At 75.0% G+C, this 24,087-nt stretch carries 22 protein-coding genes; 14 read left to right on the forward strand and 8 right to left on the reverse strand.

Features of this window, described 5'->3' with window-relative positions; translation table 11 throughout:
• Positions 1–8: 8 nt before the first annotated feature.
• The 4 genes from EBO36_RS03340 to EBO36_RS03355 are packed head-to-tail and all read right to left on the reverse strand — an operon-like array spanning position 9 to position 4,037.
• Positions 9–1,004, reverse strand: a complete 996-nt coding sequence (locus EBO36_RS03340) for an AAA family ATPase (protein ID WP_222928761.1) — start codon at positions 1,002–1,004, stop codon at positions 9–11.
• The gene (locus EBO36_RS03345; protein WP_222928762.1) at positions 1,001–2,215 is read right to left on the reverse strand and encodes a DUF4350 domain-containing protein; all 1,215 of its coding nucleotides are present in this window, start codon (positions 2,213–2,215) and stop codon (positions 1,001–1,003) included. The genes EBO36_RS03340 and EBO36_RS03345 overlap by 4 nt, the downstream gene beginning before the upstream one ends.
• Positions 2,212–2,859: a DUF4129 domain-containing protein gene (locus tag EBO36_RS03350; protein ID WP_241237139.1), complete on the reverse strand. Its 648-nt coding sequence runs from the start codon at positions 2,857–2,859 to the stop codon at positions 2,212–2,214. Before EBO36_RS03350 ends, EBO36_RS03345 begins: the two co-directional genes overlap by 4 nt.
• A gap of 2 nt (positions 2,860–2,861) precedes the next feature.
• Positions 2,862–4,037 (reverse strand): glycerophosphoryl diester phosphodiesterase membrane domain-containing protein, encoded by a 1,176-nt coding sequence (locus EBO36_RS03355; protein ID WP_122823364.1) that lies wholly within the window; start codon positions 4,035–4,037, stop codon positions 2,862–2,864.
• 142 nt (positions 4,038–4,179) lie between these two features.
• On the opposite strand from EBO36_RS03355, the gene mtrA reads away from it, so the two are divergent.
• The 10 genes from mtrA to EBO36_RS03405 all read left to right on the forward strand — a co-directional run bounded on the left by mtrA (position 4,180) and on the right by EBO36_RS03405 (position 17,256).
• Complete coding sequence (gene mtrA, locus EBO36_RS03360; protein WP_122823365.1) at positions 4,180–4,863, forward strand: MtrAB system response regulator MtrA; 684 nt, start codon at positions 4,180–4,182, stop codon at positions 4,861–4,863.
• A gap of 38 nt (positions 4,864–4,901) precedes the next feature.
• Positions 4,902–6,524, forward strand: a complete 1,623-nt coding sequence (mtrB, locus tag EBO36_RS03365) for an MtrAB system histidine kinase MtrB (protein ID WP_241237138.1) — start codon at positions 4,902–4,904, stop codon at positions 6,522–6,524.
• Positions 6,521–8,209, forward strand: coding sequence for an LpqB family beta-propeller domain-containing protein (locus EBO36_RS03370; RefSeq protein ID WP_122823366.1), 1,689 nt, complete (start codon positions 6,521–6,523; stop codon positions 8,207–8,209). Before mtrB ends, EBO36_RS03370 begins: the two co-directional genes overlap by 4 nt.
• 89 nt (positions 8,210–8,298) lie before the next feature.
• The gene (locus EBO36_RS03375) at positions 8,299–9,072 is read left to right on the forward strand and encodes a ComF family protein (protein WP_187695837.1); all 774 of its coding nucleotides are present in this window, start codon (positions 8,299–8,301) and stop codon (positions 9,070–9,072) included.
• 192 nt (positions 9,073–9,264) lie between these two features.
• The gene (gene hpf, locus EBO36_RS03380) at positions 9,265–9,915 is read left to right on the forward strand and encodes a ribosome hibernation-promoting factor, HPF/YfiA family (RefSeq protein ID WP_122823367.1); all 651 of its coding nucleotides are present in this window, start codon (positions 9,265–9,267) and stop codon (positions 9,913–9,915) included.
• A gap of 158 nt (positions 9,916–10,073) precedes the next feature.
• On the forward strand, positions 10,074–11,303 hold the full coding sequence (locus EBO36_RS03385; RefSeq protein ID WP_244925352.1) for a winged helix-turn-helix domain-containing protein: 1,230 nt from the start codon (positions 10,074–10,076) through the stop codon (positions 11,301–11,303).
• A 222-nt stretch (positions 11,304–11,525) separates the two neighbouring features.
• Positions 11,526–14,480 carry a preprotein translocase subunit SecA gene (gene secA / locus EBO36_RS03390; RefSeq protein ID WP_122823369.1) on the forward strand — a complete coding sequence of 985 codons (2,955 nt, stop codon included), beginning with the start codon at positions 11,526–11,528 and terminating at the stop codon, positions 14,478–14,480.
• 410 nt (positions 14,481–14,890) lie between these two features.
• Positions 14,891–15,283, forward strand: coding sequence for a cupin domain-containing protein (locus EBO36_RS03395; RefSeq protein ID WP_122825422.1), 393 nt, complete (start codon positions 14,891–14,893; stop codon positions 15,281–15,283).
• Positions 15,284–15,397: 114 nt separating this feature from the next.
• A complete protein-coding gene (locus tag EBO36_RS03400; protein WP_122823370.1) occupies positions 15,398–16,588 on the forward strand; it encodes an LLM class flavin-dependent oxidoreductase in 1,191 nt (396 codons plus the stop codon).
• The gene (locus EBO36_RS03405; RefSeq protein WP_122823371.1) at positions 16,585–17,256 is read left to right on the forward strand and encodes an FMN reductase; all 672 of its coding nucleotides are present in this window, start codon (positions 16,585–16,587) and stop codon (positions 17,254–17,256) included. Before EBO36_RS03400 ends, EBO36_RS03405 begins: the two co-directional genes overlap by 4 nt.
• Here the strand turns inward: EBO36_RS03405 and EBO36_RS03410 are convergent, their stop codons facing one another.
• On the reverse strand, positions 17,257–17,694 hold the full coding sequence (locus tag EBO36_RS03410; RefSeq protein ID WP_164471322.1) for an Rv3235 family protein: 438 nt from the start codon (positions 17,692–17,694) through the stop codon (positions 17,257–17,259).
• An 80-nt stretch (positions 17,695–17,774) separates the two neighbouring features.
• Positions 17,775–18,512: a LysM peptidoglycan-binding domain-containing protein gene (locus EBO36_RS03415; RefSeq protein ID WP_164471323.1), complete on the reverse strand. Its 738-nt coding sequence runs from the start codon at positions 18,510–18,512 to the stop codon at positions 17,775–17,777.
• A 128-nt stretch (positions 18,513–18,640) separates the two neighbouring features.
• Between EBO36_RS03415 and EBO36_RS03420 the strand changes: the two genes are divergently transcribed.
• Entirely contained in the window at positions 18,641–19,192 is a 552-nt protein-coding gene (locus EBO36_RS03420; protein ID WP_127573951.1) for a hypothetical protein, read from the forward strand.
• 25 nt (positions 19,193–19,217) lie between these two features.
• Here the strand turns inward: EBO36_RS03420 and EBO36_RS03425 are convergent, their stop codons facing one another.
• A complete protein-coding gene (locus EBO36_RS03425; protein WP_122823375.1) occupies positions 19,218–19,433 on the reverse strand; it encodes a helix-turn-helix domain-containing protein in 216 nt (71 codons plus the stop codon).
• A 137-nt stretch (positions 19,434–19,570) separates the two neighbouring features.
• Here EBO36_RS03425 and EBO36_RS03430 point away from each other — a divergent pair, with 137 nt between their 5' ends.
• The 3 genes from EBO36_RS03430 to EBO36_RS03440 are packed head-to-tail and all read left to right on the forward strand — an operon-like array spanning position 19,571 to position 22,069.
• Positions 19,571–20,224 (forward strand): hypothetical protein, encoded by a 654-nt coding sequence (locus tag EBO36_RS03430; RefSeq protein WP_122823376.1) that lies wholly within the window; start codon positions 19,571–19,573, stop codon positions 20,222–20,224.
• Positions 20,221–21,579, forward strand: a complete 1,359-nt coding sequence (locus EBO36_RS03435; RefSeq protein WP_122823377.1) for a CpaE/TadZ family protein — start codon at positions 20,221–20,223, stop codon at positions 21,577–21,579. The genes EBO36_RS03430 and EBO36_RS03435 overlap by 4 nt, the downstream gene beginning before the upstream one ends.
• Positions 21,580–21,583: 4 nt before the next feature.
• Positions 21,584–22,069, forward strand: coding sequence for a DUF6912 family protein (locus EBO36_RS03440; RefSeq protein WP_122825423.1), 486 nt, complete (start codon positions 21,584–21,586; stop codon positions 22,067–22,069).
• Between the two features lie 92 nt (positions 22,070–22,161).
• Here EBO36_RS03440 and EBO36_RS03445 read toward each other — a convergent pair whose 3' ends face one another.
• On the reverse strand, positions 22,162–24,027 hold the full coding sequence (locus EBO36_RS03445) for a cupredoxin domain-containing protein (RefSeq protein WP_122823378.1): 1,866 nt from the start codon (positions 24,025–24,027) through the stop codon (positions 22,162–22,164).
• Positions 24,028–24,087 lie beyond the last annotated feature (60 nt).

The following is a 24,087-nucleotide window of genomic DNA, read 5'->3' on the forward strand; positions in this document are numbered from 1 at the left end:
TCACCGGCTCAGCGCGGGACGGGGACGGTGCGCAGGACGCCGTCGAGCACGGTCTCGGCGGTGACGCCCTCGAGCTCGGCCTCGGCGCGCAGCTGCACGCGGTGGCGCAGCGTGGCGTGCGCGAGGGACTTGACGTCGTCGGGCGTGACGTAGCCGCGCCCCGACAGCCACGCCCAGGCGCGCGACGTCGCCAGCAGCGCCGTGGCGCCACGCGGGGAGACGCCCAGCGACAGCGACGGCGACGTGCGCGTCGCGCGGCAGAGGTCGACGACGTAGCCGAGGACCTCGGGGGCCACCTGGACCCGCGCCACCTGCGCGCGCGCCGCCGCGAGGTCGGCCGGGCCCGCGGCGGCCCGCACCCCCGCGGCGGTGAGGTCGCGGGGGTCGAAGCCGCGACCGTGGCGCGCGAGCACCTCGATCTCGTCGGCGCGCTCCGGCAGCGGGAGGACGAGCTTGAGGAGGAACCGGTCGAGCTGGGCCTCCGGCAGCGGGTAGGTGCCCTCGTACTCCACCGGGTTCTGCGTGGCGACCACCATGAAGGGGTCCGGCAGGGCCAGCGGCTCGCCGTCGACGGTGACCTGCCGCTCCTCCATGGCCTCGAGGAGGGAGGCCTGCGTCTTGGGGGGCGTGCGGTTGATCTCGTCGGCGAGGAGGAGGTTGGTGAAGACCGGCCCGGCCCGGAACGAGAACTCGGCCGTCCGTGCGTCGTAGACGAGGGAGCCGGTGACGTCGCCGGGCATGAGGTCGGGGGTGAACTGGACGCGCTTGGTATCGAGCTCCAGGCTCGCCGCGAGGGTTCGCACGAGCAGCGTCTTGGCGACGCCCGGAACGCCCTCGAGGAGGACGTGGCCGCGGCACAGCAGGCCGATGACGAGCCCCGTGACGGCGGCGTCCTGACCGACGACGGCCTTGGCGACCTCGTGGCGCAGCTGGGTCAGTCGCGCCCGGGCATCGGGTGCCGCGGTGACCGAGGGGGCGCCGTCGGTGGCGGGGGGAAGGGTCACGATCGGTGAACCTCGCTTTCCAGGGTGTCGAGCGTGTGCGCGAGGGCCAGCAGGCCCGCGTCGTCGGTGGGCGGCGGTCCGTACAGGAGGGCCCCGAGCTCGTCCTCGGACCGGCCGGTGGCCCGGGCGGCCGCCTCGAGCAGCGGGCCGGCGGCGGCGGAGCGGGGCAGGCCGAGGCTGCGGGCCAGGCGGTGGGCGCACCCCGCCCGCAGCGCGGCGGCGGCGTGGGCGTGGGCGCGGGAGCGGCGGTAGAGCCGTCCGCGCCCCCGGGTGGTCTCCGCCGAGCGGACCACGACGGGCAGCGGCTCGGTGACCACCCGGCCGAGCCGGCGTCCCCGCCACGCCATGAGGGCGAGGGCGAGCACGAGGAGCTGCAGGCCGACCACCCCGGCCTCCGGCGGGAGCAGCTGCGGTCCGCCCGCGGAGGCGCCGGTGGCGTCACCCGGGGTGGGCAGGTACCAGACCAGCTCGTCGTGGTGGCCGAGCGTGCGCAGGACGAGGGCGGCGTTGCCGTCCTCGGCGAGGCGCGCGTTGGTGAGGAGGCTGGAGTCGGCCAGCGCCCGGACCGTGCGCCCGTCCTGCTCCCACACGGCGTACGCCCCCGCGTCGTCGCCGGCGGGGAAGCAGACCTCGACATCGTCCGTGAGGGCGCGCAGGCCGCCGGTGCTGCCGGAGATGCGCCCGGCGGCGACGGCGTCGGGGTCCGCGCACTGCGCCGTGACGGCGTCACGGGACCCGGCGGGGTCGGGCTCGACGGCGGAGGTGAGGGCGTCCAGGCCGACGGCGTAGGCCGTGTCGGTGAGGACGAGGTCGGCCTGCGTCCCGCGCAGCGCGGAGAGCTGGTCGCCGGTGAGCTCGTTGGTCGCGGTGACGAGCAGGGTGGTCCCGGGCCCCGCGAGGGCGATGGCGTCGTCGGTGGTCCGCACCGTCCGGATGTGCACGCCCTCGCGGCTGAGGATCTCCGCCGCGGCCATCGCGCCGCCCGGCTGGGGGTTGTCGGGGGAGAGGTCGAGCGCCGAGGTGGTGGAGCGCGCGAGCACGAGCAGGACGATGCTCGCCAGGAGGACCACCACGGCGACGACGGGGAACCACGGCCGGCGACGTCGCGCACGCGCGTGGCCCCCGGGCTGCGCCGTGGGCGGGCCGACGGCGGCGGCGGCGGGTGCGGCGGCGGTGGGCCCGGCGGCGGTGGGCGGCGCGACGGTGCTCATCGCCCGCCCGCCCACGCGGGTGCGGGGTCGGGCACCGACCGGGCGCGGCCGACCGCCTCGGCGAGGGCCCGCAGCCCGGCGTCGTCCGCCGGACCGGGGGTGGCGTGGCCGTAGCAGACGGCGTCGAAGAGGCGTCCGGCGCGGTCGAGGTCGCCGGCGAGGTCGGGGAGCCGGACGGCCGCCGCCGTGGTCGCCTCGTGGGCGGTGAGGCCCGGCCGGTCGTCGAGGAGCGCGCGTTCGTCCAGCGCGCGCACCACGGCCCGGAACCGCATGAGGACGGCCCGGGACCAGTCGCCCGCCGCCGCGGCCGCGTCGGCGAGGGCGGTGAGCTGAGCGCTCGTGCTGCCGTCCTCGAAGACGACGGCGGAGGCCGAGGTGGCGCGACGCCGGGCGCGCACGGGACCCGAGAGGTACAGCGCGACCCCCAGGAGCACCGCGACGCCCACGACGAGCAGCAGGGGGACGAGGCTGGAGGGCGCCGAGGCGTCCAGGCTGAGGAGCCGTTCGAGCTGGCGCACGAACCACTCCCAGGCGCGGTCCACCAGCCCCGGCTCGGTGGAGTAGACGCTCCGGGAGAGCTCGTCCTCGGCCCAGCGGCGGGCCTCGTCGGCGTCCGGGGTCACCACGAGGGGGAGGGAGGGCACGCTCAGGACCCCTGGGCGGCCCGCGCCAGCTCGACGTCGAGCGCCTCCGTCCGCATCCGCACGTCGATGTAGAGCAGGGCGAGGACCGCGGCCACGAACGGGATCGCGACCGCGGACGCCACCGACTGCCCGACGACGCTGAGGATGAGCGGCCACGTGACGTCTCCGGCACCGCCGAGAGAGCCGACGATGGAGAACGGCACCGTGAGGATGCCCTGGAGGATCCCGAGGAGGACGAGGGTGAGCAGCATGATCCCGAGGAGCCGCCAGAAGTGGCCGCGGGTGAGGCGCCACGACCGCCCGATGCTCGCGAAGACGTGCGAGCGCTCGAGCATGATCGCCGGCGGCGCCAGCATCGTGCGCACCCCGAGGTACGCGAGGAGCAGGGCCAGGGCGAGGAAGGCCACGATCGTCACGATGACGGCGAGCGCGACGGAGTCACCGGCGAGGGTGGTGAGGCCGGCGACGAGGAAGGCGAGGGCGAAGACGCCGGCAAAGGTGAGGACCATGGCGCCGACCCACAGGAGCACGGTGAGGGCGAGCAGGCGCCACACCTGCCCGCGGGCGCGTCGCCAGACCTCGCCGATGGGGGCGCGGCGCCCGATGACCGACTCGCTCACCGAGAGGATGAGCAGGCCGGTGAGGACGACGGTCGCGAAGCCGGTGACGACCGAGGCGAGCAGCGCACCGGCGAGCATGCCGGGGTTGAACGCGTCGACGAGGTCCGCGGAGCTGGACAGCGAGCTGGAGAGCAGGACGGACTCGAGGTCGGAGAGGTAGGCGCCCACGACGACGAGCTCGATGACCGTGCTGAGGGCGACGACGATGGCGGAGAGTCCGAACATCACCCCGGGGTTGGTCCGGATCGCCCGGAAGGCTCCGTCGTAGATCTCGCCGAGCGTGAGCGGGCGCAGCGGGATGATCCCGGGCTGCATGGCCGCGGGCACCTGCGTGAACCCCGGACCGAAGTAACCGCCGTCCTGCGGGGCCCCGTACTGGCCGTAGCCGGTCGCGGGCGCCCCGTACTGGCCGTACTGCGGATCCGGGGCGGGGGCCCCGTACTGGCCGTACTGGGGGTCTGGGGCGGGCGCCCCGGGCCGCGGGGGGCCGTACTGGCCGTACTGCGGGTCCGGCGGGCCACCTGGCCCGTCGTTCCGCTCCTGCGGCCGCTCGCTCATCGTTCCCCTTCCACCTGCGGTGAGGCGGTGATCCTGTGCTGAGGCGGTCATCGTCCCACGCGAGGGGCCGCTCACCGTCGCCTTCGACACATCCACGGCCGGGCGTCTCCCCGGGACGGGGCCCGGGTGCGAGAATGGCCTGATGACTGCCCGCATCCTCGTCGTGGACGACGACACCGCGCTCGCCGAGATGATCGGGATCGTGCTCGCCGCCGACGGGTTCGAAGCCGCCTTCTGCGCGGACGGCGCCCAGGCGCTCGACGCCGTCCGGGCGGAGCAGCCCGACCTCGTGCTCCTCGACCTCATGCTCCCCGGCCTCGACGGCGTCGAGGTCTGCCGGCTCATCCGGGCAGAGTCTGACGTCCCCGTCGTCATGCTCACGGCGAAGTCCGACACGACCGACGTCGTCACCGGCCTGGAGGCGGGCGCCGACGACTACATCTCCAAGCCGTTCAAGCCCAAGGAGCTCGTCGCCCGCGTGAAGACCCGGCTGCGGCGCCGGGAGGTCGTCGACGCCGAGCGCCTGGAGATCGGTGACCTCGTCATCGATGTCGCCGGCCACCGCGTCCTGCGCGGCGACCAGGCGATCGGTCTCACCCCGCTCGAGTTCGACCTGCTCGTGGCGCTCGCCCGCAAGCCGTGGCAGGTGTTCAGCCGGGAGGTCCTCCTCGAGCAGGTCTGGGGCTACCGGCACGCCGCCGACACGCGTCTGGTCAACGTCCACGTGCAGCGGCTGCGGGCCAAGATCGAGAAGGACCCCGAGCGGCCCGAGGTGGTCGTCACCGTTCGCGGTGTCGGTTACCGCGCGGGGGCGCCGCAGCGGTGACGGAGTCCGTGGACGGCACGGGCGAAGGGGGGACGCCGGTGGCACCGACCGACCGCGCGCGCGCCCTCGCGCAGCGCGCCGCGACCCGCTGGCGCTCCTCGCTGCGGCTGCGGGTGGGAGCGATGACGGGCCTCGTCGGCCTGGGCGCCCTCGCCGTCCTCGCCCTGTTCGTCACGATGACCATCCGCGACGGCCTCTTCGAGGAACGGCGCGACCAGGTCCTGGCCGACGCCGCGGCCCGCGCGGCGAGCGCCCAGCAGCGCTTCGACGCGGCGACGGCGAACACCGGGCCGCAGGTCCAGGCCCTCGCCAACGACCTCATCGTCTCCATGCAGGGCTCGGGATCGGGCACCGTCGGGATGATGCTGCTGCGCTCGCCGCAGGAGCAGTCGCAGGTGCTCATCAACGACTCGGTGACGGACACCCGGCTCCTCGACCCCGCCGTCCTCACCGACGTGCTGCGGGAGGCCGTCGTCACCGACGGCGGCCAGCACTGGCAGTCCGTCCCTCTGCTCGAGTCCATGGGGGACGCCCCCGGGATCATTGTCGGGTCACCGGTCACGCTGCCCGTCGTCGGCACGTACGAGCTCTACAGCGTGTACTCCCTGGGGCCGGAGGAGGAGACGCTCCTGCTGGTCATGCGGGTCCTCGCGGTCGGGGCCGGCGTGCTCGTCGTCCTCCTCGGGGCGATGACGTGGTTCATCACCCGCCGCGTGCTGCTCCCCGTGCGGGAGGCGGCGCAGACCGCCGAGCGCCTCGCCGACGGCCGGCTCGACGAGCGCATCGAGGTGCGCGGCGAGGACGAGCTCGCCACGCTCGGCCGCTCGTTCAACGGGATGGCGGAGAGCCTGCACGACCAGATCGAGCAGCTCGCCGAGCTCTCCCGCCTCCAGCAGCGCTTCGTCTCCGACGTCTCGCACGAGCTGCGGACCCCGCTGACGACCATCCGGATGGCCGCCGAGGTCCTCAACGCGGCCCGCGAGGACTTCTCCCCGGCGTCGCGGCGCTCCGCCGAGCTCCTCTACGCCCAGCTCGACCGCTTCGAGTCGATGCTCACCGACCTCCTCGAGATCAGCCGGTTCGACGCGGGCGCGGCCGTCCTCGACGTCGAGGAGCGCGACCTCGTCTCCGTCGTCGAGCACGTCGTCGAGATGGCGGCTCCGCTCACCGAGCGCAGCGGGTCGACGGTGACCGTCACCGGTCCCGGTCGCCCCTGCACCGCGGACATCGACCCGCGCCGGGTCGAGCGGATCCTGCGCAACCTCCTCGTCAACGCCGTCGAGCACGGCGAGGGACGGCCCATCGACATCACCGTGGGGGTCGACGAGCAGGCGGTGGCCGTCCTCGTGCGCGACCACGGGGTGGGGATGAGCCTGGAGGACACCGAGCGCGTCTTCGACCGCTTCTGGCGCGCCGACCCCGCGCGCGCCCGGACCAGCGGCGGGACCGGCCTCGGACTGGCCATCTCGTTGGAGGATGCGCGCCTGCACGGCGGGTGGCTGGAGGCGTGGGGGCAGCCCGGGCTGGGCGCCGCGTTCCGGCTGACCCTGCCCCGCAACGCCGGGGTGAGCCTCACCGGGTCCCCGGCCGAGCTGCCCTCGTCCGAGGTCCTCCTCGTGGGCGCGCCCGAGCTCGGCGACCTGGAGAGGCTGGGCCGATGACCCGCCGCGGCCGCCTCGCCGCGGTGCTCACCCTCGTCGCGCTGCTCCTCACCGGGTGCGCCAGCCTGCCGCGCTCCGGCCCGGTCGTCGCCGGCGACCCCGACCTGCCGGACTCCGACGGCGTCGCGCTCGTCGCCTACGGCCCGGCGCCCGACGCGGAGCCCCAGGCCATCGTCCAGGGCTTCCTGCGGGCGGTTGCCGCGGGCGCCGGCGACGAGTTCACCATGGCGCGCGAGTTTCTCGCCGGCCCCGTCTCGCACACCTGGAACCCCCGGGCTCAGGTGTGGGTCCACGCCGCGCGCGACGAGATCGCGATCTCCCAGGCGGCCGACGGGACCGTCCGCGCCAGCGCGACCGCCGTGGCGAGCATCGACGCCGAGGGCCGCTACACCGAGGCCGCCCCGGACACCACCGTCGACCTCGACTTCAGCCTCGTCCGGGGGGCCGACGGCCAGTGGCGCATCGTCGACCTCGAGGACGGCATCCTCATCTCCCCGGCGGACTTCGACGCCCAGTACGCCCAGCTCCCGGTGTACTTCCTCACCGCGGACCGCGAGGCGCTCGTGCCCGAGACCCGTTGGTTCTCCGAGCAGCACGCCGCCACCGCGGTCGTGCGCGGGCTGCTCGAGGGTCCCTCGCCGTGGCTCGCCGCCGGCGTGACGAGTGCGATCCCGGTGGGCACCCGGCTCACGGTGGACTCGGTGAGCGTCCTCGAGGGCATCGCGGAGGTGGACCTCTCCCCGGAGGTGCTGGCCGCCGAGCCCGAGCAGCGGGGGCTCGTCATGGCCCAGCTCGAGGCGTCGCTGCGGTCCGTGAGCTCCGTCCAGGCCGTCCGGGTGACGGTGGCCGGCTCGCCGTTCGAGCTCGAGGAGCCGGTGCCCGTCCTCGTGCGCAACCCCTACGTCACCGCCAACCCCGTCGTCGTCTCTGCCGACGAGCTGCTCCGGTTCAACGGCCTGGACGTCGTCCCCGTGTCCGGCGCGCTGCCCATGCCGGACGCCAGGCTGCGCGCGCCCGCGCTCCCGTACGAGAACGCCGAGGGGCCCATGGTCGTCCTCGACGGGACCGACCGGCTCGTCACGGTCGCCACGACCGAGGCGGCCCCCGTCGTCCTCGTCGAGAGCCCCGACCTCGTCGCCCCCACCGTCGACCGGCACGGGTGGGTGTGGACGAGCCCGCGGAGCAGCGACGGCGCGCTCGTCGCCGCCCGCGAGAACGGCGCCACGGTCCCCGTCGAGGCCAGCTGGCTCGCCGGCAGCGACATCCTCTCGCTGCGGGTCTCGCGCGAGGGCGCCCGCGCCGTCATCGTCCGCGAGAGCGAGGGCGCCTCCCACGTGGAGATCGCCGCCGTCGTCCGGGACCGGGACGGCACGCCCCGCGCCCTGGGCGACCCGGTGCGGCTGGGGGAGGTCCTCACCAGCGCGAGCGCCGTCACCTGGGTCGACGAGGAGACCGTCGCCGTGCTGGGGACGAGCGGGACCGACGAGGCGCCGTCGGTCCACCTGCTCACCGTCGGGGGACCGACGACGGACCTGCCCGCCGTGGAGCGGGCGACGACGGTCACCGCCGGGACCGGCGACCGCACCCTCCTGCTCGGCACCTCCGATGGTCAGCTCTTCGAGCGCAACGGCCTCGGCTGGAGCCTCGCGGTCACCGCCGTGGCCGATCCCGCCTACCCCGGCTGAGTCCTCCCCACCGCGCCCCGGCGCCGAGGCGTCCACCGGCGGGCTCGCCGGACGCCTGCCCCGACGGCGGGGCGCGCGAGGGTGGCGTCATGGTCCGCGACGGTCCCCTCCTCGGCGCCCTCCGTGAGGCCCTGGGTCTCGTGCTGCCCGTCGAGTGCGCGGGGTGCGGGGCCTGGGACGTCGCCGTGTGCGCCGCCTGCGCCGAGCTCCTCGCCGGGCCACCGGTGCGGTGCGACGCCCAGGCGCCGCTCCTCGCCGACGCCGGGCCGGCGACGTGGGCCGTCGCCGCCTACGCCGGGCCGGTGCGCGAGGTGGTCCTGGCGTGGAAGAGCGCGGGACGGGCCGACGTCGCCCCGGTGGTCCTGGCGGCGGGGGAGCGGGCCGGGGCGTCGTGGGCCACGGCGCTGGCCCTCGCCGGGGTCCGCGACGTCGTGGTGCTGCCCGCCCCGTCGGGCCGCGCGCGGCGGTGGCGCCGGCAGCTCGTCGTCGCGGACCTCGCCGACGCCGTCGGGCGTGGGCTGGCCGGCTCCCTCCCACGGCGGGGGCGGCGCCGGCGGGTCCTCGTCGTCGATGCCCTCCGGCGCACGGGCGGGCGGTCCCACCAGGCGGGGCTCGGTACCCGCCGTCGGGCGGACAACCGGCGCGGTACCGTCCGCCTCGTCGCCCACCTGCCCGTGGGGGCCGACGTCGTGCTCGTCGACGACGTCGTGACGACGGGCGCGACGCTCGCCGAGTGCGCCCGGGTGCTGGCCGCCGCCGGGCACCCGGTGCGCGGCGCCCTCGTCCTTGCCGCCACAGGTCCGAGCGGCCGGACGACGGCGGGGTGGCCGGGGGGCCCGTCCGGGGGGCGGGACGGTACCTGACCCGAAGTGTCGGCGGGGTGGATCGTCTACTAACGTTTGGTCATGGAAGCCACCCGCAGCGAGGCCGAGACGTTCCGGCCCCGTGCGGCGTGGTGGTGGGGAGGTGATAGCCGCATCGTCCGCCCGCCCTCGAGCGGGCTGTCGTCCTGGGCCTAGGCCCACAGATCACCACAACCCCCCACGGAGGTCAGCATGGACATCGCCGTCGTCGGCCGTAACACCGAGGTCCCGGAACGGTTCCGCCAGCACCTGGAGGAGAAGCTCTCGAAGGTGGAGCAGTTCGCCCCACGTGCTCAGCGCGTCGAGGTGGAGCTCACCCACGAGCGCAACCCTCGTCTCGCGGATCGTTCCGAGCGGGTCGAGCTGACCGTGCTCGACCGAGGCCCCACGGTGCGTGCCGAAGCCAGCGCGGGGGACCGCTACGCGGCCCTGGACCTCGCGACGGCGAAGCTGCTCGAGCGCCTGCGCCGCGTGCGGGACCGCCGCAAGGACCACCACGGCCGGCGCGACACGACGCCGGTCGACGTCCCGGCGCCCGAGCCGGTCGTCGAGGAGGAGGCCCCGGAGCTGCCCACGGTGCCCGTCGCTCCCACGGAGCCCGGTGTCGCCGTCGAGGCCCAGCTCGGTGACTCCCCGGTCGTCGTCCGCCAGAAGCTGCACGAGGCGACCCCGATGACGGTCGACCAGGCGCTCTACCAGATGGAGCTCGTCGGCCACCCGTTCTACCTCTTCATCGACGAGGACACCGGCCAGCCCTGCGCCGTGTACCACCGCCACGGCTGGACCTACGGCGTCATCCGGCTCAACACGGTCGTCGCCCCGGCGCCGGCGGGCGAGTCCTGACCGAGCGGTGAGCCCGGACCACGCCGGGCCGTGAGCCTCCTGCCCGCCCCGGGTGGCGATCAGCGCCACCATGGGGGAGGGGCGGGCAGGGGCCGCGGGCCGCGACGCGCGGGCCGATGGGCGCCCGCCGGGGCCGACCGCCTGGCACGATCGGCGGCGTGCGCACCCTGACCCTGGCCCAGGCCCGCCGCGTCGCCGTCGCCGCGCAGGGGCTGGACCGCGCGCGGCCGGAGCCGTGGAGCGCGACGTCCGCGCACGTGGCCCGGACCGTCCGGAGGCTCGGCCTCCTCCAGATTGACTCGGTCAACGTCCTCGCGCGTGCGCACCAGCTGCCGTTGTTCTCGCGCCTGGGCCCGTACGACCCCACGCTGCTCGACCGGGCCGCGGGTCGTCCGCCCCGACGGGTCGTGGAGGCATGGGCGCACGAGGCGTGCTTCGTCCCCGTCGAGACCTACCGGCTCCTGCGGGTGGGGCGTCGCCGCGTCGGCCGCGTCCAGCTCGACGCCGAGCACCCCGGGCTCGTGGAGGAGGTGCGCGACGTCATCGCCCGGTCGGGACCCGTCACCACCCGGGAGGTCGAGCAGCTGCTCGACGACCGCTACGCCGTCCGTGGCGAGGGCTGGGGCTGGCGCTGGAGCGCGGTCAAGCGGGCCCTGGAGTACCTGTTCGCCGTCGGCGAGACCACCGCCGCCCACCGCACGCCCCAGTTCGAGCGCGCCTACGACCTCACGTCCCGGGTGCTGCCGGCGACCGTCCGGGCGCTCGCGGTGCCGCCCGCGGCGGAGGCCACCCGCGAGCTCGTGCGCATCGCTGCCCGCGCCCACGGCGTGGCGAGCGTGCGCTGCCTCGCCGACTACTTCCGCCTGCCCCAGGCGCCCACGCGCGAGGCGGTCGCCGAGCTGGCCGCCGCCGGTGAGCTGGAGCCGGTGCGGGTGGCGGGCTGGGACCGTCCCGCCTGGCTCGCGGCGGGGGCCCGGATACCCCGCCGCACGCAGGCCCGCGCGCTGCTGGCGCCCTTCGACCCGCTGGTCTTCGAACGGGACCGGCTGCTCGCCCTCTTCGGCATGCACTACCGGATCGGCATCTACACGCCGGCGGCGCAGCGCGTCCACGGCTACTACGTCCTGCCGTTCCTCCTCGGCGAGCACCTCGTCGCGCGGGTCGACCTCAAGGCCGACCGCGAGGCCGGGGCGCTTCGCGTGCGGACCGCGTTCGCCGAGGCGCCGTACAACGACGGCGCGGCGCGCTGGCCGGATGCCGGCACCGTGCTCGTCGAGCTCGCCGCCGAGCTGCGCACCATGGCGGACTGGCTCCGCCTCGACGACGTCGTCGTCGAGGCCGACGCGCGCGGTGACCTGGCGCCGGCGCTGGCGGCCGTCCTGGGCTGACGCCCGCCCGGGTGGGCGCGCCCGCGCGTCCGGCCCGTCCGCACGACCACGCCGCCGCTGCGCCCCCATGATCACGGAGTGGGGGTGCGGGGGACCGCTGGACGGAAGGGGCGGGACGAGGGCGGCGCAGGGCGCCTACCATGGGCGCAGGTGTGCGCCCGGGCGCGCACCGTCCGACGTCGACGACGGCGCGGACGGCCGAGACGAGCGGGAGTAACGCGCGTGCCTTCGATCCTCAACAAGATCCTGCGGATGGGCGAGGGGCGTGTCCTCAAGCAGCTCACCGCGATGGCGCAGCAGGTCAACCTGCTCGAGGAGGCCGTCGAGTCGCTGACCGACGCCGAGCTGCGCGCCCAGACGGACGAGTTCAAGGAGCGCCTGGCCGCGGGGGAGACGCTCGACGACCTCCTGCCCGAGGCGTTCGCGACCGTCCGCGAGGCGGCCCGACGCACGCTGGGCCAGCGCCACTTCGACGTCCAGCTCATGGGCGGCGCGGCGCTGCACCTGGGCAACATCGCGGAGATGAAGACCGGTGAGGGCAAGACCCTCGTCGCGACGCTCCCGGCCTACCTCAACGCGTTGACCGGCAAGGGCGTCCACGTCGTCACCGTCAACGACTACCTGGCGAGCTACCAGAGCGAGCTCATGGGCCGCGTCTACCGGTTCCTCGGCCTGAGCACCGGGTGCATCGTCTCCGGCCAGCGGCCCGACGAGCGCCGCGAGCAGTACGCCGCGGACATCACCTACGGCACGAACAACGAGTTCGGCTTCGACTACCTGCGCGACAACATGGCGTGGTCGGAGGCCGAGCTGGTCCAGCGCGGCCACCACTTCGCCATCGTCGACGAGGTCGACTCCATCCTCATCGACGAGGCCCGGACGCCGCTCATCATCTCCGGGCCCGCCTCCGGCGACGTCAACAAGTGGTACGCCGAGTTCGCCCGCCTCGTCACCCGCATGAAGGCCGAGGACGACTACGAGGTCGACGAGAAGAAGCGGACCGTCGGCGTCCTCGAGCCCGGCATCGCCAAGGTCGAGGACTACCTCGGCATCGACAACCTCTACGAGTCCCTCAACACCCCGCTCATCGGCTTCCTCAACAACGCCATCAAGGCCAAGGAGCTGTTCAAGCGGGACAAGGACTACATCGTCCAGAACGGTGAGGTCCTCATCGTCGACGAGCACACCGGCCGCGTGCTCCCGGGGCGCCGGTACAACGAGGGGATGCACCAGGCGATCGAGGCGAAGGAGGGCGTGGCCATCAAGGCCGAGAACCAGACGCTCGCCACCATCACCCTGCAGAACTACTTCCGGCTCTACGACAAGCTCTCCGGCATGACCGGTACGGCCGAGACCGAGGCCGCGGAGTTCTCCGGCACGTACAAGATCGGCGTCGTCCCGATCCCGACGAACCGCCCGATGCTGCGCATCGACCAGCCGGACCTCGTCTACAAGAGCGTCGCGACGAAGTTCGCGGCGGTCGTCGAGGACATCGCCGAGCGCCACGAGGCCGGCCAGCCGGTGCTCGTCGGCACGACGAGCGTGGAGAAGTCCGAGATGCTCTCGGCCCTGCTGCGCAAGCGCCGCATCCCCCACGAGGTCCTCAACGCCAAGCAGCACGCGCGCGAGGCGGCCATCGTCGCCATGGCCGGCCGCAAGGGTGCCGTCACCGTCGCGACGAACATGGCCGGGCGTGGCACCGACATCATGCTGGGCGGCAACGCCGAGCACCTCGCCATCGACGCGCTGCGCTCGCGGGGCCTGGACCCGACGGAGACGCCCGAGGAGTACGAGGCCGCCTGGCCCGAGGCCCTCGAGGCGGCCAAGACCTCGGTCGCCGCCGAGCACGAGGAGGTCACCGCCCTCGGCGGCCTGTACGTCCTCGGCACGGAGCGGCACGAGTCCCGCCGCATCGACAACCAGCTGCGTGGGCGGTCCGGCCGTCAGGGAGACCCCGGGGAGTCGAGGTTCTACCTCTCCATGGAGGACGACCTCATGCGGCTGTTCAACTCCGGGCTGGCGATGCGGGTCATGGACGGCTCGGCCTACCCCGACGACATGCCGCTGGAGTCCAAGCTCGTCTCGCGCGGCATCGCAAGCGCCCAGGCGCAGGTCGAGGCGCGCAACTTCGAGATCCGCAAGAACGTCCTCAAGTACGACGACGTCCTCTCCCGCCAGCGCACCGTCATCTACGCCGAGCGGCGTCGCGTCCTCGAGGGGGAGGACCTCCGCGACCAGATCCAGAGCTTCCTCGACGACGCCGTGCGCAACCTCGTCACCGAGCACACGGGCGCCCGGACCCCTGACACGTGGGACCTCGAGGCGCTGTGGACCGAGCTGCGTCAGACGTTCCCCGTGTCCATCACGCCCGAGGAGGTCCTCGCCGAGGCAGGCCACGCCACCCGCGTGACGCCGGAGATGCTCGTCGAGGAGCTCACCTCCGACGCCCGCCTGGCGTACGCGCGGCGCGAGGAGGAGGTCACCCCGCCGATCATGCGCCAGCTCGAACGGCGCGTCGTGCTCTCCGTCCTCGACCGTAAGTGGCGCGAGCACCTCTACGAGATGGACTACCTCAAGGAGGGCATCGGGCTGCGCGCGATGGGCCAGCGCGACCCGCTGGTGGAGTACCAGCGCGAGGGCTACGACCTGTTCCAGGCGATGATGGAGGGCATCAAGGAGGAGTCGGTCGGCTACCTCTTCAACCTCGAGGTCAAGGTCCGTCAGCCCGAGAGCACCGACGGCGACGGCGTGACCGCCTCGGCGCCGGCACCGGCCGCCGAGGACGCGGCCCCCGCCCCGCAGGAGGAGGCGCCCACCCCGCAGGACGGGGTGCCCGCCTCGGAGGACGGGGTGCCCGCCCCGAGCGCCGCGGACGCGGCGCCGACCGAGGACGAGGTCCCGGTGGGCGGCAAGCGGGCCGGCAAGCGCTCGCTCACGGCGAACCGTCGGCCCGCCGCCGAGCCCGAGATCGTCGGTCTCGACGCCCCGGCCCGCCCCAGCGTCCTCACGTACTCCGCCCCGTCGACCGACGGCGACAACGCGCGCTCGGTCCGCGCCGAGCGCAGCCCGGGGAAGGCCGCCGGCAGCGGCGAGTCCAGCGCCCAGGCCGCGGCGTCCGCCGGGCAGAACCGGGAGGCGCGCCGGAAGGCGGCGAAGTCCTCGAAGAAGCGCGGCTGAGGCGGCGGGCGGCCGCAGCCTCCGGGCGCGGCCGTCCCGCGGCACACGAGAAGGGCGGTTCCCTCGCGGGGACCGCCCTTCACGTATGCCCGGACGGCACGCTCGCCGTCCCCCCCCGCCTCCCGGTCGTGATCATGCAGAAGTGCCGGGTCGTGCGCTCGACGGCAGCGGGGGAGATCGCGGTGGTCAGGGCGCGGGGATGCACCCGTAGGCGCCGGTCCTCGCGCGGGGATGCCCCCCGCAGACCCGGTCCGGGGAGGCCCGGACGGGCCCGGGCGTGGTCCGCAGCGGCCGGCATCTGGGTCACACCGGCGTCGCTCGCCGCGCGCCGCGGCGCCGGTTGCGCCAGAGTCGATCATGGAAGGCCCTTGACGGGCACGCCGATCACCGAAGGAGCACCCATGACGGACATCGTCCACTTCCCCATCGCCACGGTCGCGGAGCGCAGCGCGGACTTCCGGCGCGTCCTGTGGACCGGTGAGCACACGCAGCTCGTCATCATGACCATCCCGCCGGGTGGGGAGATCGGCGAGGAGACGCACGAGGGCATCGACCAGGTGCTCGCGTTCGTCAGCGGCGTCGGCAAGGCCATCATCGAGGGGTCGACGAAGTCGCTGGCCCCGGGCGACGTCGTCGTCGTGCCGGCCGGGGCGAAGCACAACTTCCGCAACACGGGTGAGAACCCGCTGGTGCTCTACACGGTCTACGGGCCGCCGGAGCACGCCGACGGCGCGGTGCACGCGACGAAGGAGGAGGCCGACGCGGCCGAGGAGGCCGGCGAGGACGAGCCGCCCACCTCCTGACGTCGTGGCGGGTGGCGGCCCCGGCCGCCACCCGCCGCCTGCCCGGCGCGGAATAGCCGGGCGGGCACGCCGGTTCCCTCATATGCAAACGCATCAATCGGCGAGGGGTACCCCATGCAGTTCGGCATCTTCACGGTCAGCGACATCACGACCGACCCGACGACGGGCCGCGCCCCCACCGACGCGGAGCGGCTGAGGGCGATGGTCACCATCGCCCGGCACGCCGACCAGGCCGGTCTCGACGTCTTCGCGACCGGCGAGCACCACAACCCGCCGTTCGTCGCCTCCTCCCCGACGACGCTGCTCGGCTACCTGGCCGGCGTCACGCGCTCGATCGTCCTGTCGACGGCGACGACCCTCATCACGACGAACGACCCGGTGAAGATCGCCGAGGACTACGCGACGCTCCAGGTGCTCGCCGACGGCCGGATGGACCTCATGCTGGGCCGCGGCAACACCGGCCCGGTGTATCCGTGGTTCGGCAAGGACATCCGCCAGGGCGTCGCCCTCGCCGTCGAGAACTACGCCCTGCTGCGCCGCCTGTGGCGCGAGGACGTCGTCGACTGGCAGGGGAAGTTCCGCACCCCGCTGCAGGGCTTCACGGCGACGCCGCGGCCGCTCGACGGCGTGCCGCCCTTCGTGTGGCACGGCTCCATCCGCAGCCCTGAGATCGCCGAGCAGGCCGCGTACTACGGCGACGGCTTCCTCCACAACAACATCTTCTGGCCGATGGAGCACACGAAGCAGATGGTGGCGTACTACCGCCAGCGCTTCGAGCACTACGGCCACGGCCGGGCCGACCAGGCGATCGTCGGCCTCGGCGGCCAGTTCTTCGCGCGGAAGAGCTCCCAGGCCGCGGTCGCCGAGTTCCGCCCCTACTTCGACAACGCCCCGGTGTACGGCCACGGCCCGTCGATGGAGGAGTTCACGGCGCAGACGCCGCTCACCGTAGGGTCGCCCCAGCAGGTCATCGACCGGTACGCCGCCATGCGCGAGGAGGTGGGGGACTACCAGCGCCAGCTCTTCCTCATCGACCACGCGGGCCTGCCGCTCAAGACCGTCCTCGAGCAGATCGACATCCTCGCCGAGGAGATCGTCCCCGCCCTGCGGCGCGAGAACGACTCCGCCCGGCCCGCCCACGTCCCGTCCGACCCGCCGAGCCACGCGGAGCGGGCCGCCGCCGCCCGTGGTGAGCACGGCGCCGGGCGCACCGGGGAGCAGGCGGCGGGCGGGCACGTGCCGGGCGAGGACCGCTGGACCGGTCGGCGCGCCGAGGACGACGTCGCCACCGAGGTCGGCCGGTGAGCGCCCCCACGCCTCCGAGGCCCCCCACGCCCGCGGCGGCGAGCGGACCGACCCGGTCGCTCGTCGTCGTCTCCGCCGGACTGGGCCAGCCCTCGTCGACGCGGCTCCTGGCCGACCGGCTGGCCGGTGCCACGGTCGCCGCGCTCGAGGAGCGCGGCGTCGCCGCCTCGGTGGAGACCGTCGAGCTGCGCTCCGTCGCCCACGACATCGTCAACGCGATGCTCACCGGCTTTGCCGGGGGCGAGCTGCGCCGGGTCCTCGACGCCGTCACCGGGGCCGACGGCCTCATCGCCGTCACGCCGCTGTTCACCACGACGTACTCGGGCCTGTTCAAGTCCTTCGTCGACGTCATCGACAAGGACGCGCTCAGCGGGATGCCCGTCCTCCTCGGCGCCACCGGTGGGACCCCGCGCCACTCGTTGGCGCTGGAGTACGCGATGCGCCCGCTGTTCACCTACCTGCGGGCGGAGGTGGTGAGCACCTCGGTGTTCGCGGCCACGGACGACTGGTCGGGCGAGACCGACGGGGCGAGCCCGCTCGTCACCCGCATCGGCCGGGCCGGGCGGGAGCTCGCCGAGATGGTCACCCGCCGGGAGAACCCCGGGCCGCCCGATGCCTACGCCGACGCCCCCTCCTTCGCCGACCTCCTCGGGGGCCTCGAGGGCTGATCAGCCGATCTCCAGGGCGGTCGCCCGCCAGCGGCCGCGGTGCGCCTCGAGGCGGACCGCGGCCGCGCGCACCCGGTTCCCGTCGTGCACGACGACGGCCGCCTCGTACACGTCCGGCCGGACCGGGCAGACGAGCACTCGCTGGACCCGCGCCTGGTGGACGACGGCGGGCCGACCGAGGATCCGCACGGCCAGGCCGGCGCGACGGGCGAGGGAGTCGTAGAGCTCGGCCGTGCACCAGCGGGCCAGCTGGGCGGCGGGGCGGCTGCCCACGAGCACCTCGACCGCGGCCCGGACGAGTGCACCCGCCCACGGGCCGGGCTCCGGGAGGGGGGCGTCGGTGCTGGCCGCCGCTGCCTCGGCCTCCTCGGCGCCGCGGGTCGTTGTCGCGCTGAACCGCAGCCGGTCCCACGGGGCGGTGGCACTGGTGCGAGGCACGGTGAGCGGGTGCCCCGCGGGTGCGGAGGTCACGGGGGTCCCGGGGCGGCCGGGCGGTCGTCTGAGCGTCGTCGTCGTCGTCATGGGGTCTCCTCGGTGGGGGCCAGCAGGACCTGGCCGGGGTGGATGAGGTCGGGGTCCGGGCCGACGACGGCCCGGTTGAGCGCGTACCAGCGGGGCCAGGCGCGGGCGATGTCCGCCGCGTCGGCCTCCGGGCCGAGGTGCTGCGCCGCGATGGACCACAGGCACTCGCCGCGTTCCACGGTGTGCGTCGCGGCGCGGGCGGCCGGAGGGGCCTCGACGGTCCGGGCCGCGAGCACCCGCTCGGGGGTGCGCGGCGCGGCGGCCCAGCCGAGGTCGGCCGGCACGTCGCCGGGGGAGGGGGCCGGGGCCGGGACGAGGTCGACGGGGACGTCCCAGGTGAGGGCGGCCGCGGTGGTCGGGGGCGTCGCGGGGGCAGGGGCTGCCTGGGCGGGCGCCAGGGTGAGCGCGGCGCCGAGGCCCGCGCAGGCGCCGGCGCGGGCGGCGTGGCGCAGGACCGGTGCACCGGCCCGCTCGAGGAGCCGGTGCAGTGCGACGGCGTCGGTGGCGTGGCGCAGGACGAGCGCCAGGGCCGCGGTGACGGCGTACCAGGCGGCGGTCAGGGCGCCCGCACCGAGGACCGCGCCCGCGCACAGGTCGTCGACCGCTGCGTCGCTCCAGGCGTGCGGGAAGGTGGTCACCGCCCGGTGCCCCAGCCCTGCCGTGGCGAGGGCGGCCGCCGCCAGTGCCCCCCACAACCGCGCCGCGCCCATCACCATCACCCCCAGTGATGCCATTTGATGCCGTTTGATGTCGCTAGATGCTAGGCGGCCATGTCTACGCGATACGTCGACGTACGTCTAGACCTCGCTGGCCCCCTGTGGATCGGGGTGCGGGGCTGCGGTGCGGTCGTAGCGTTGCGCCCGTGCGATGGGAAGAGGTGCTCTTCGGCGACCTCGAGAGCCAGTTCGACGACGCCGCCCGCAGCCGGGTGGACGACACCGTCCTCGACCTGGCCGAGGCCGAGACCTCCCGCGCTATGTTCACGGACCGTCTCCGCGCCCGCTGCGGGCAGCGGCTGACCCTGCGGCTCGTCGACGGCAGCGACATCCGCGGCACCCTCCTCGACGCGGCCGAGCAGTGGCTCGTCATGGGCCGGGGGCTGCGGCGGGCGCTGGTGCCGGTGGCCGCTGTCGCCTCCGCGTGGCCCCTGCACGGCGTCGCGCCCGATCCCGGCGGCGTGGAGCGCCGGGTGCGCATCGGGCACCCGCTCCGCGCGCTCGCCCGGGAGGGGGAGGTCGTCGTCGTCCGCACGGCCGGTGGCGAGCACCGCGGGTGGATCGTCCGGGTCGGGCACGACCACCTCGACCTGCACGTGTACGCGGCCACCGCACCCGAGGACGAGAAGGACGACGGTGACTGGGCGCCCGTGATGACGGTGCCGCTGCAGCACCTGCTCACCGTCTGGTCCGGCTGACCCGGACCTACCGGTCGGGTTCGGCCTAGACCTGCTCGATCGAGCCCTCGTCGAGGCGGGCGCGCGTGCGGGCGTACTGACGCTGGATGTACTCCTCGAGGACGACCGCCTCCACCCGCCAGACCCCGCGCCCCCCCACCTGGATGGCGGGCAGCTCGCCCGAGTGGACGAGGGCACGGGCCTGCGCGACCGACACGGACAGCTCGTCCGCGACGTCGGCCAGGGACAGGAAGCGCGGCATGGCCCCAGTCTCTCACCGGCCCGGGCCCGACCCGGGGACCGCGCGCGGTCGTTGTGGAATTCCGGTCCGCGCGGGCCCGCTCCCGGGCACGATGGGCCCTGCGGCGCCGAGGCGGTGCCCGGCCCGGAGGGAGCGCCATGAGCACGGAGGAGAGCCCGGCGGCCCGCCGCCTGCGACGCCCCACCTGGCGTGACCCACGGCTGGGGGTCGGCGTGCTACTCGTCGCCGGCTCCGTCGCGCTGACCACGTGGGTGGTGGGCGACGCCTCCCGCACCGTCGACGTCTACGCGGCCGAGGCCACCCTCACGCCGGGGGACCGGCTCACCGACGAGGACGTGCGGGTGCTCCAGGCCCGCCCCGGTGGGCCGGAGGGCACGTACCTCCTCGTCGCCGACGGGCTGCCCGAGGACGGCGTGCTCACCCGGGTGGTGGGCGAGGGTGAGATGATCCCCGCCGCGGCGGTGGGGCGGGTCGGCGATGTCGACCTCCGTCCGGTCGTCGTGCCGCTCACCGGCACGGTCCCCACGGGGCTCGGCCCGGGCACCGTCGTCGACCTGTGGCTCACCGACCCGGCGCGCCCGGGCGCGGCGACGGAGGAGCGGGCGGAGCCGTCGCTCCTCGCGGGGGACCTCGTCGTCGCGGACCTCGTCGAGTCCGACACGCTCTTCACCGGCGGCACGGGTACCTCCGTCGAGGTGCTCGTCCCCCGGGCCGAGCTCGCCGGGGTGCTCGACGCCCTGAGCGGGGACGGGGCGGTCGTCGTCGTCCCCGTGCCCGGGGGCGGGGGATGACCACCGGGGTCCTCGTCGCCGTCCGCGGCCCGCGCGAGGCCGAGCTCGTCCAGCTCGCCGACGCCCGCGGTACGGGGCTGCGGGTGGTCCGCCGCTGCGCGGACCTCGCGGAGGTGCTGGCGGCCGCGGTGGCGGGGCTGGGCGCCGTCGCCGTGGTCTCGGGCGACCTCGAGGGGATGGACCGGACGGCCGTCGCCCGGCTGGGTGCGGCCGGCGTGCGCACGGTGCTCCTCGCGCCGCCCGAGGACGTCGAGCGGTGCCGGGCGCTCGGCGCCCATGCGGTCCTCGACGCCGGGACGCCGGTCGCCGACTGGCTCACCACCGTCCAGGCCGCCGCCGCCAGCGAGGCCGGCGCGGATGGTGGCCCCGTCCCGACGGCGCGACGCGCCCCCCGCGCGGTCGCCGGTGCGGACGGCGCAGCGCCAGCCGGTGACGCGTCCGGGGACGCACCACCGGACGGTGAGGCGTCCCCGGACGCCGACGGCGCACCGGGCGGCCCCGCGCCCCGGATCGTCGCCGTCTGGGGACCGCGGGGAGCCCCGGGCCGCACCACGGTGGCCGTCGCCCTGGCGGCCGAGCTCGCCGCCGCCGGCGAGTCGGTGCTCCTCGTCGACGCCGACACCGAGGCGCCGAGCGTCGTCCAGGTCCTCGGCCTGCTCGAGGAGAGCGCCGGCATCGCGGCCGCCGCGCGCGCGGCGGCCCACGGGCGGCTCGACCGGGCCGCCCTCGCCCGGGTCTGCCGTCTCACGTCCGAGGGGTTCCGGGTGCTGCCCGGGCTCACCCGCGCCGACCGGTGGCGGGAGCTGCCGGCCTCCTCCCTGGAGGTGATCTGGGAGCGGGCGCGGGAGCTCGCGGCGTGGACGGTCGTCGACACGGCGGCCGGCGCGGAGGGGGCGCTGGGGGGCCTCGACGCCGCCTACACGCCCCGCCGCCACCAGGCCACGCTCTCCGCGCTCGAGGCCGCCGACGTCGTCCTCGTCGTCGGGGCCGGGGAGCCGGTGGGCATGCACCGCCTCGTCGTCGCCCTCGCCGAGCTCGCCGAGCGGGGGCTGCCGCGCCCGGGCGCGGAGCGGATCGTGCTCGTCAACCGGGTCCGGGCGTCCGCGGCCGGCCCCCGGCCCGAGGAGTCGGTGCGCGAGGCCCTCGCCCGGTTCGCGGACGTCGAGGACGCCGTCGTCGTCCCGGACGACCGGGCCGCGGCGGACAAGGCGCTCCTCACGGGCGCCACGCTGCGCGAGGTGAGCCCCGCCTCCCCGGCGCGCATCGCCCTCGCCGAGCTCGCCGACCGGCTCTCCGGGTCCGGCACGCCTCGGCGGCGACGTCGGCGTGCCGCCCGCCGGCGTGGGCGAGACTGAGGGCATGCGCGTCTACCTCCCGGCGACAGCCGACGACCTCGCCCATCCCAGCCTCGCGCCGAGGTGGGCCCACACGGTGACCCAGGCCCTCCGCGTCGCCCTGCCCGATGAGGACGTCGAAGGCCTCGCGGAGTCGGCGATGCTCGCCGCGGCCGACGAGAGCGTCGAGCGGATCCGCACGGACGGGGCATCCGTGATGCGCCGGGTGGTCGTCGCCGCCGATGTCGACGATACGGAGATCGCCGACACGGAGATCGATGACGCGGGGGCGGCCGGCGACGAGGAGCGGCTGCCCAGCGCGGTGCTCGTGCGGACCGCGGTCCCCTGGTCGCAGGTGGTGAGCATCCACGTCGACGAGGGCGCCGCTGAGGCGGACGTCCGGGCGGCGGTGGCCGGCGACGACGACGCCCTCGAGCGGGCCGCGGAGCGGGACCTGCTCTGGTACGACGTCGTCGAGCTCGCGCAGCTCCGGGGCGAGCTCGCCGAGTAGCCGCGCGCCGCGCACCACCGGGCACCTGGCCGCGACGACGAAGGGGTGGCGGCCGGACCCGGGTCCGGCCGCCACCCCTTCGGTGGCGCGGGTCAGCTGCCGATCGCCGAGCGGGCGGCCGCCCTGATGATCATGCCGGCCTCCCGCTGGGTGATGAGCTCGTCGTCGGCGAGGGGCCGGACGGCGTCACCGACGTGCCGGACGAACTGGCCGTGGCTGTCGTAGTCGCCGTTCTCGTCGATGAGGTCGTTGATCGTGCACCCGTCGCCGAGGTCGACGTTGGTCACGCCGCTGTCGATCCCGCCGATGACGACCGTGTCCCGGCTGTCGGGGCACTCGCCGGGCGCCTGCTCGGCGACGGTGAGGGTGAGGGTGTCCTCGGTGGTGTTGCCGGCGTTGTCGGTGGCCCGGTAGGCGAGGGTGTGCTCGCCGGGCTCGGAGATGGTGATCGCCGCGTGGTAGTGCGTGAACTCCCCGCCGTCGAGGGAGTACTCGAGGGTGTCGACGCCGGAGCCGGCGTCGGTGGCGGCGAGGGTGATCTGGGCGGAGCCGAGGTAGCTGCCGTCCTCGTCCTGGTCGCCGGTGACCGTGGCGGTGACCTCGGGGGCGGTGGTGTCCGGGTCGGGGTCGGGGGCGTCCTCGGCGACGGTGAGGGTGAGGGTGTCCTCGGTGGTGTTGCCGGCGTTGTCGGTGGCCCGGTAGGCGAGGGTGTGCTCGCCGGCCTCGGAGATGGCGATCGCCGCGTGGTAATGCGTGAACTCCCCGCCGTCGAGGGAGTACTCGAGGGTGTCGACGCCGGAGCCGGCGTCGGTGGCGGCGAGGGTGATCTGGGCGGAGCCGAGGTAGTGGCCGTCCTCGTCCTGGTCGCCGGTGACCGTGGCGGTGACCTCGGGGGCGGTGGTGTCCGGGTCCGGGTCGGGGGCGTCCTCGGCGACGGTGAGGGTGAGGGTGTCCTCGGTGGTGTTGCCGGCGTTGTCGGTGGCCCGGTAGGCGAGGGTGTGCTCGCCGGCCTCGGAGATGGTGATCGCCGCGTGGTAATGCGTGAACTCGCCGTCGTCGAGGGAGTACTCGAGGGTGTCGATGCCGGAGCCGGCGTCGGTGGCGGCCAGGGTGACCTGGGCGGAGCCGAGGTAGTGGCCGTCCTCGTCCTGGTCGCCGGTGACCGTGGCGGTGACCTCGGGGGCGGTGGTGTCCGGGTCCGGGTCGGGGGCGTCCTCGGCGACGGTGAGGGTGAGGGTGTCCTCGGCGGTGTTGCCGGCGTTGTCGGTCGCCCGGTAGGCGAGGGTGTGCTCGCCGGGGGTGTCGACGGTGATGGGTGTGGTGTAGGCGGTGTAGGCGCCGTCGTCGAGGGAGTACTCGAGGGTGTCGACGCCGGAGCCGGCGTCGGTGGCGGCCAGGGTGACCTGGGCGGAACCGAGGTAGCTGCCGTCCTCGTCCTGCTCGCCGGTGACCGTGGCGGTGACCTCCGGGGCGGTGGTGTCCGGGTCCGGGTCCGGGTCGCCGCCGGTGACGACCAGCTCGCCCCACATCTGCCCGTGGCCCGGGATTGCGCAGAAGTAGCGGTACGTGCCCGGGGTGAGGGTGACCTCGACCTCGTAGCGCCCGCCGTTCGCGTCGAAGGGGTTGGCGACGATGTTGAGGTCGACGTCGTGGTTGTACCCCGGGGTCGAGGTGTCGAACGTGAGGGTGTGCGGCATCCCGGTGGTGTTCCCCGCGGCCACGCTGTTGTCGAAGACGACGGTGGCGGTGCCGGCGACCGCCGTCCCCGGTTCGATGAGGTAGTCGACCACGCTGTTGCCCGCGGTCCACGTGAGCACCTGGTCCGCCGCCGAGGCGGTCGACGGGACGAGCGTGAGGCCGGTGAGGGCCGCGAGGAGCGCGACGACGATCCGGCGGAGGGTCCCTCGGCGCTCCGGGCGGGGCGCTGGGGTGGGGGGTGAGGTCACGGACTGGGACATGTGAGGGGTGAGCCTTCCGGGTGTGCTGCGAAGGATGACGAGAGGGGCCGGTGCGGCGGG

Origin of the sequence: Georgenia faecalis (genome assembly GCF_003710105.1) — a bacterium.
Taxonomy (GTDB): domain Bacteria; phylum Actinomycetota; class Actinomycetes; order Actinomycetales; family Actinomycetaceae; genus Georgenia_A; species Georgenia_A faecalis.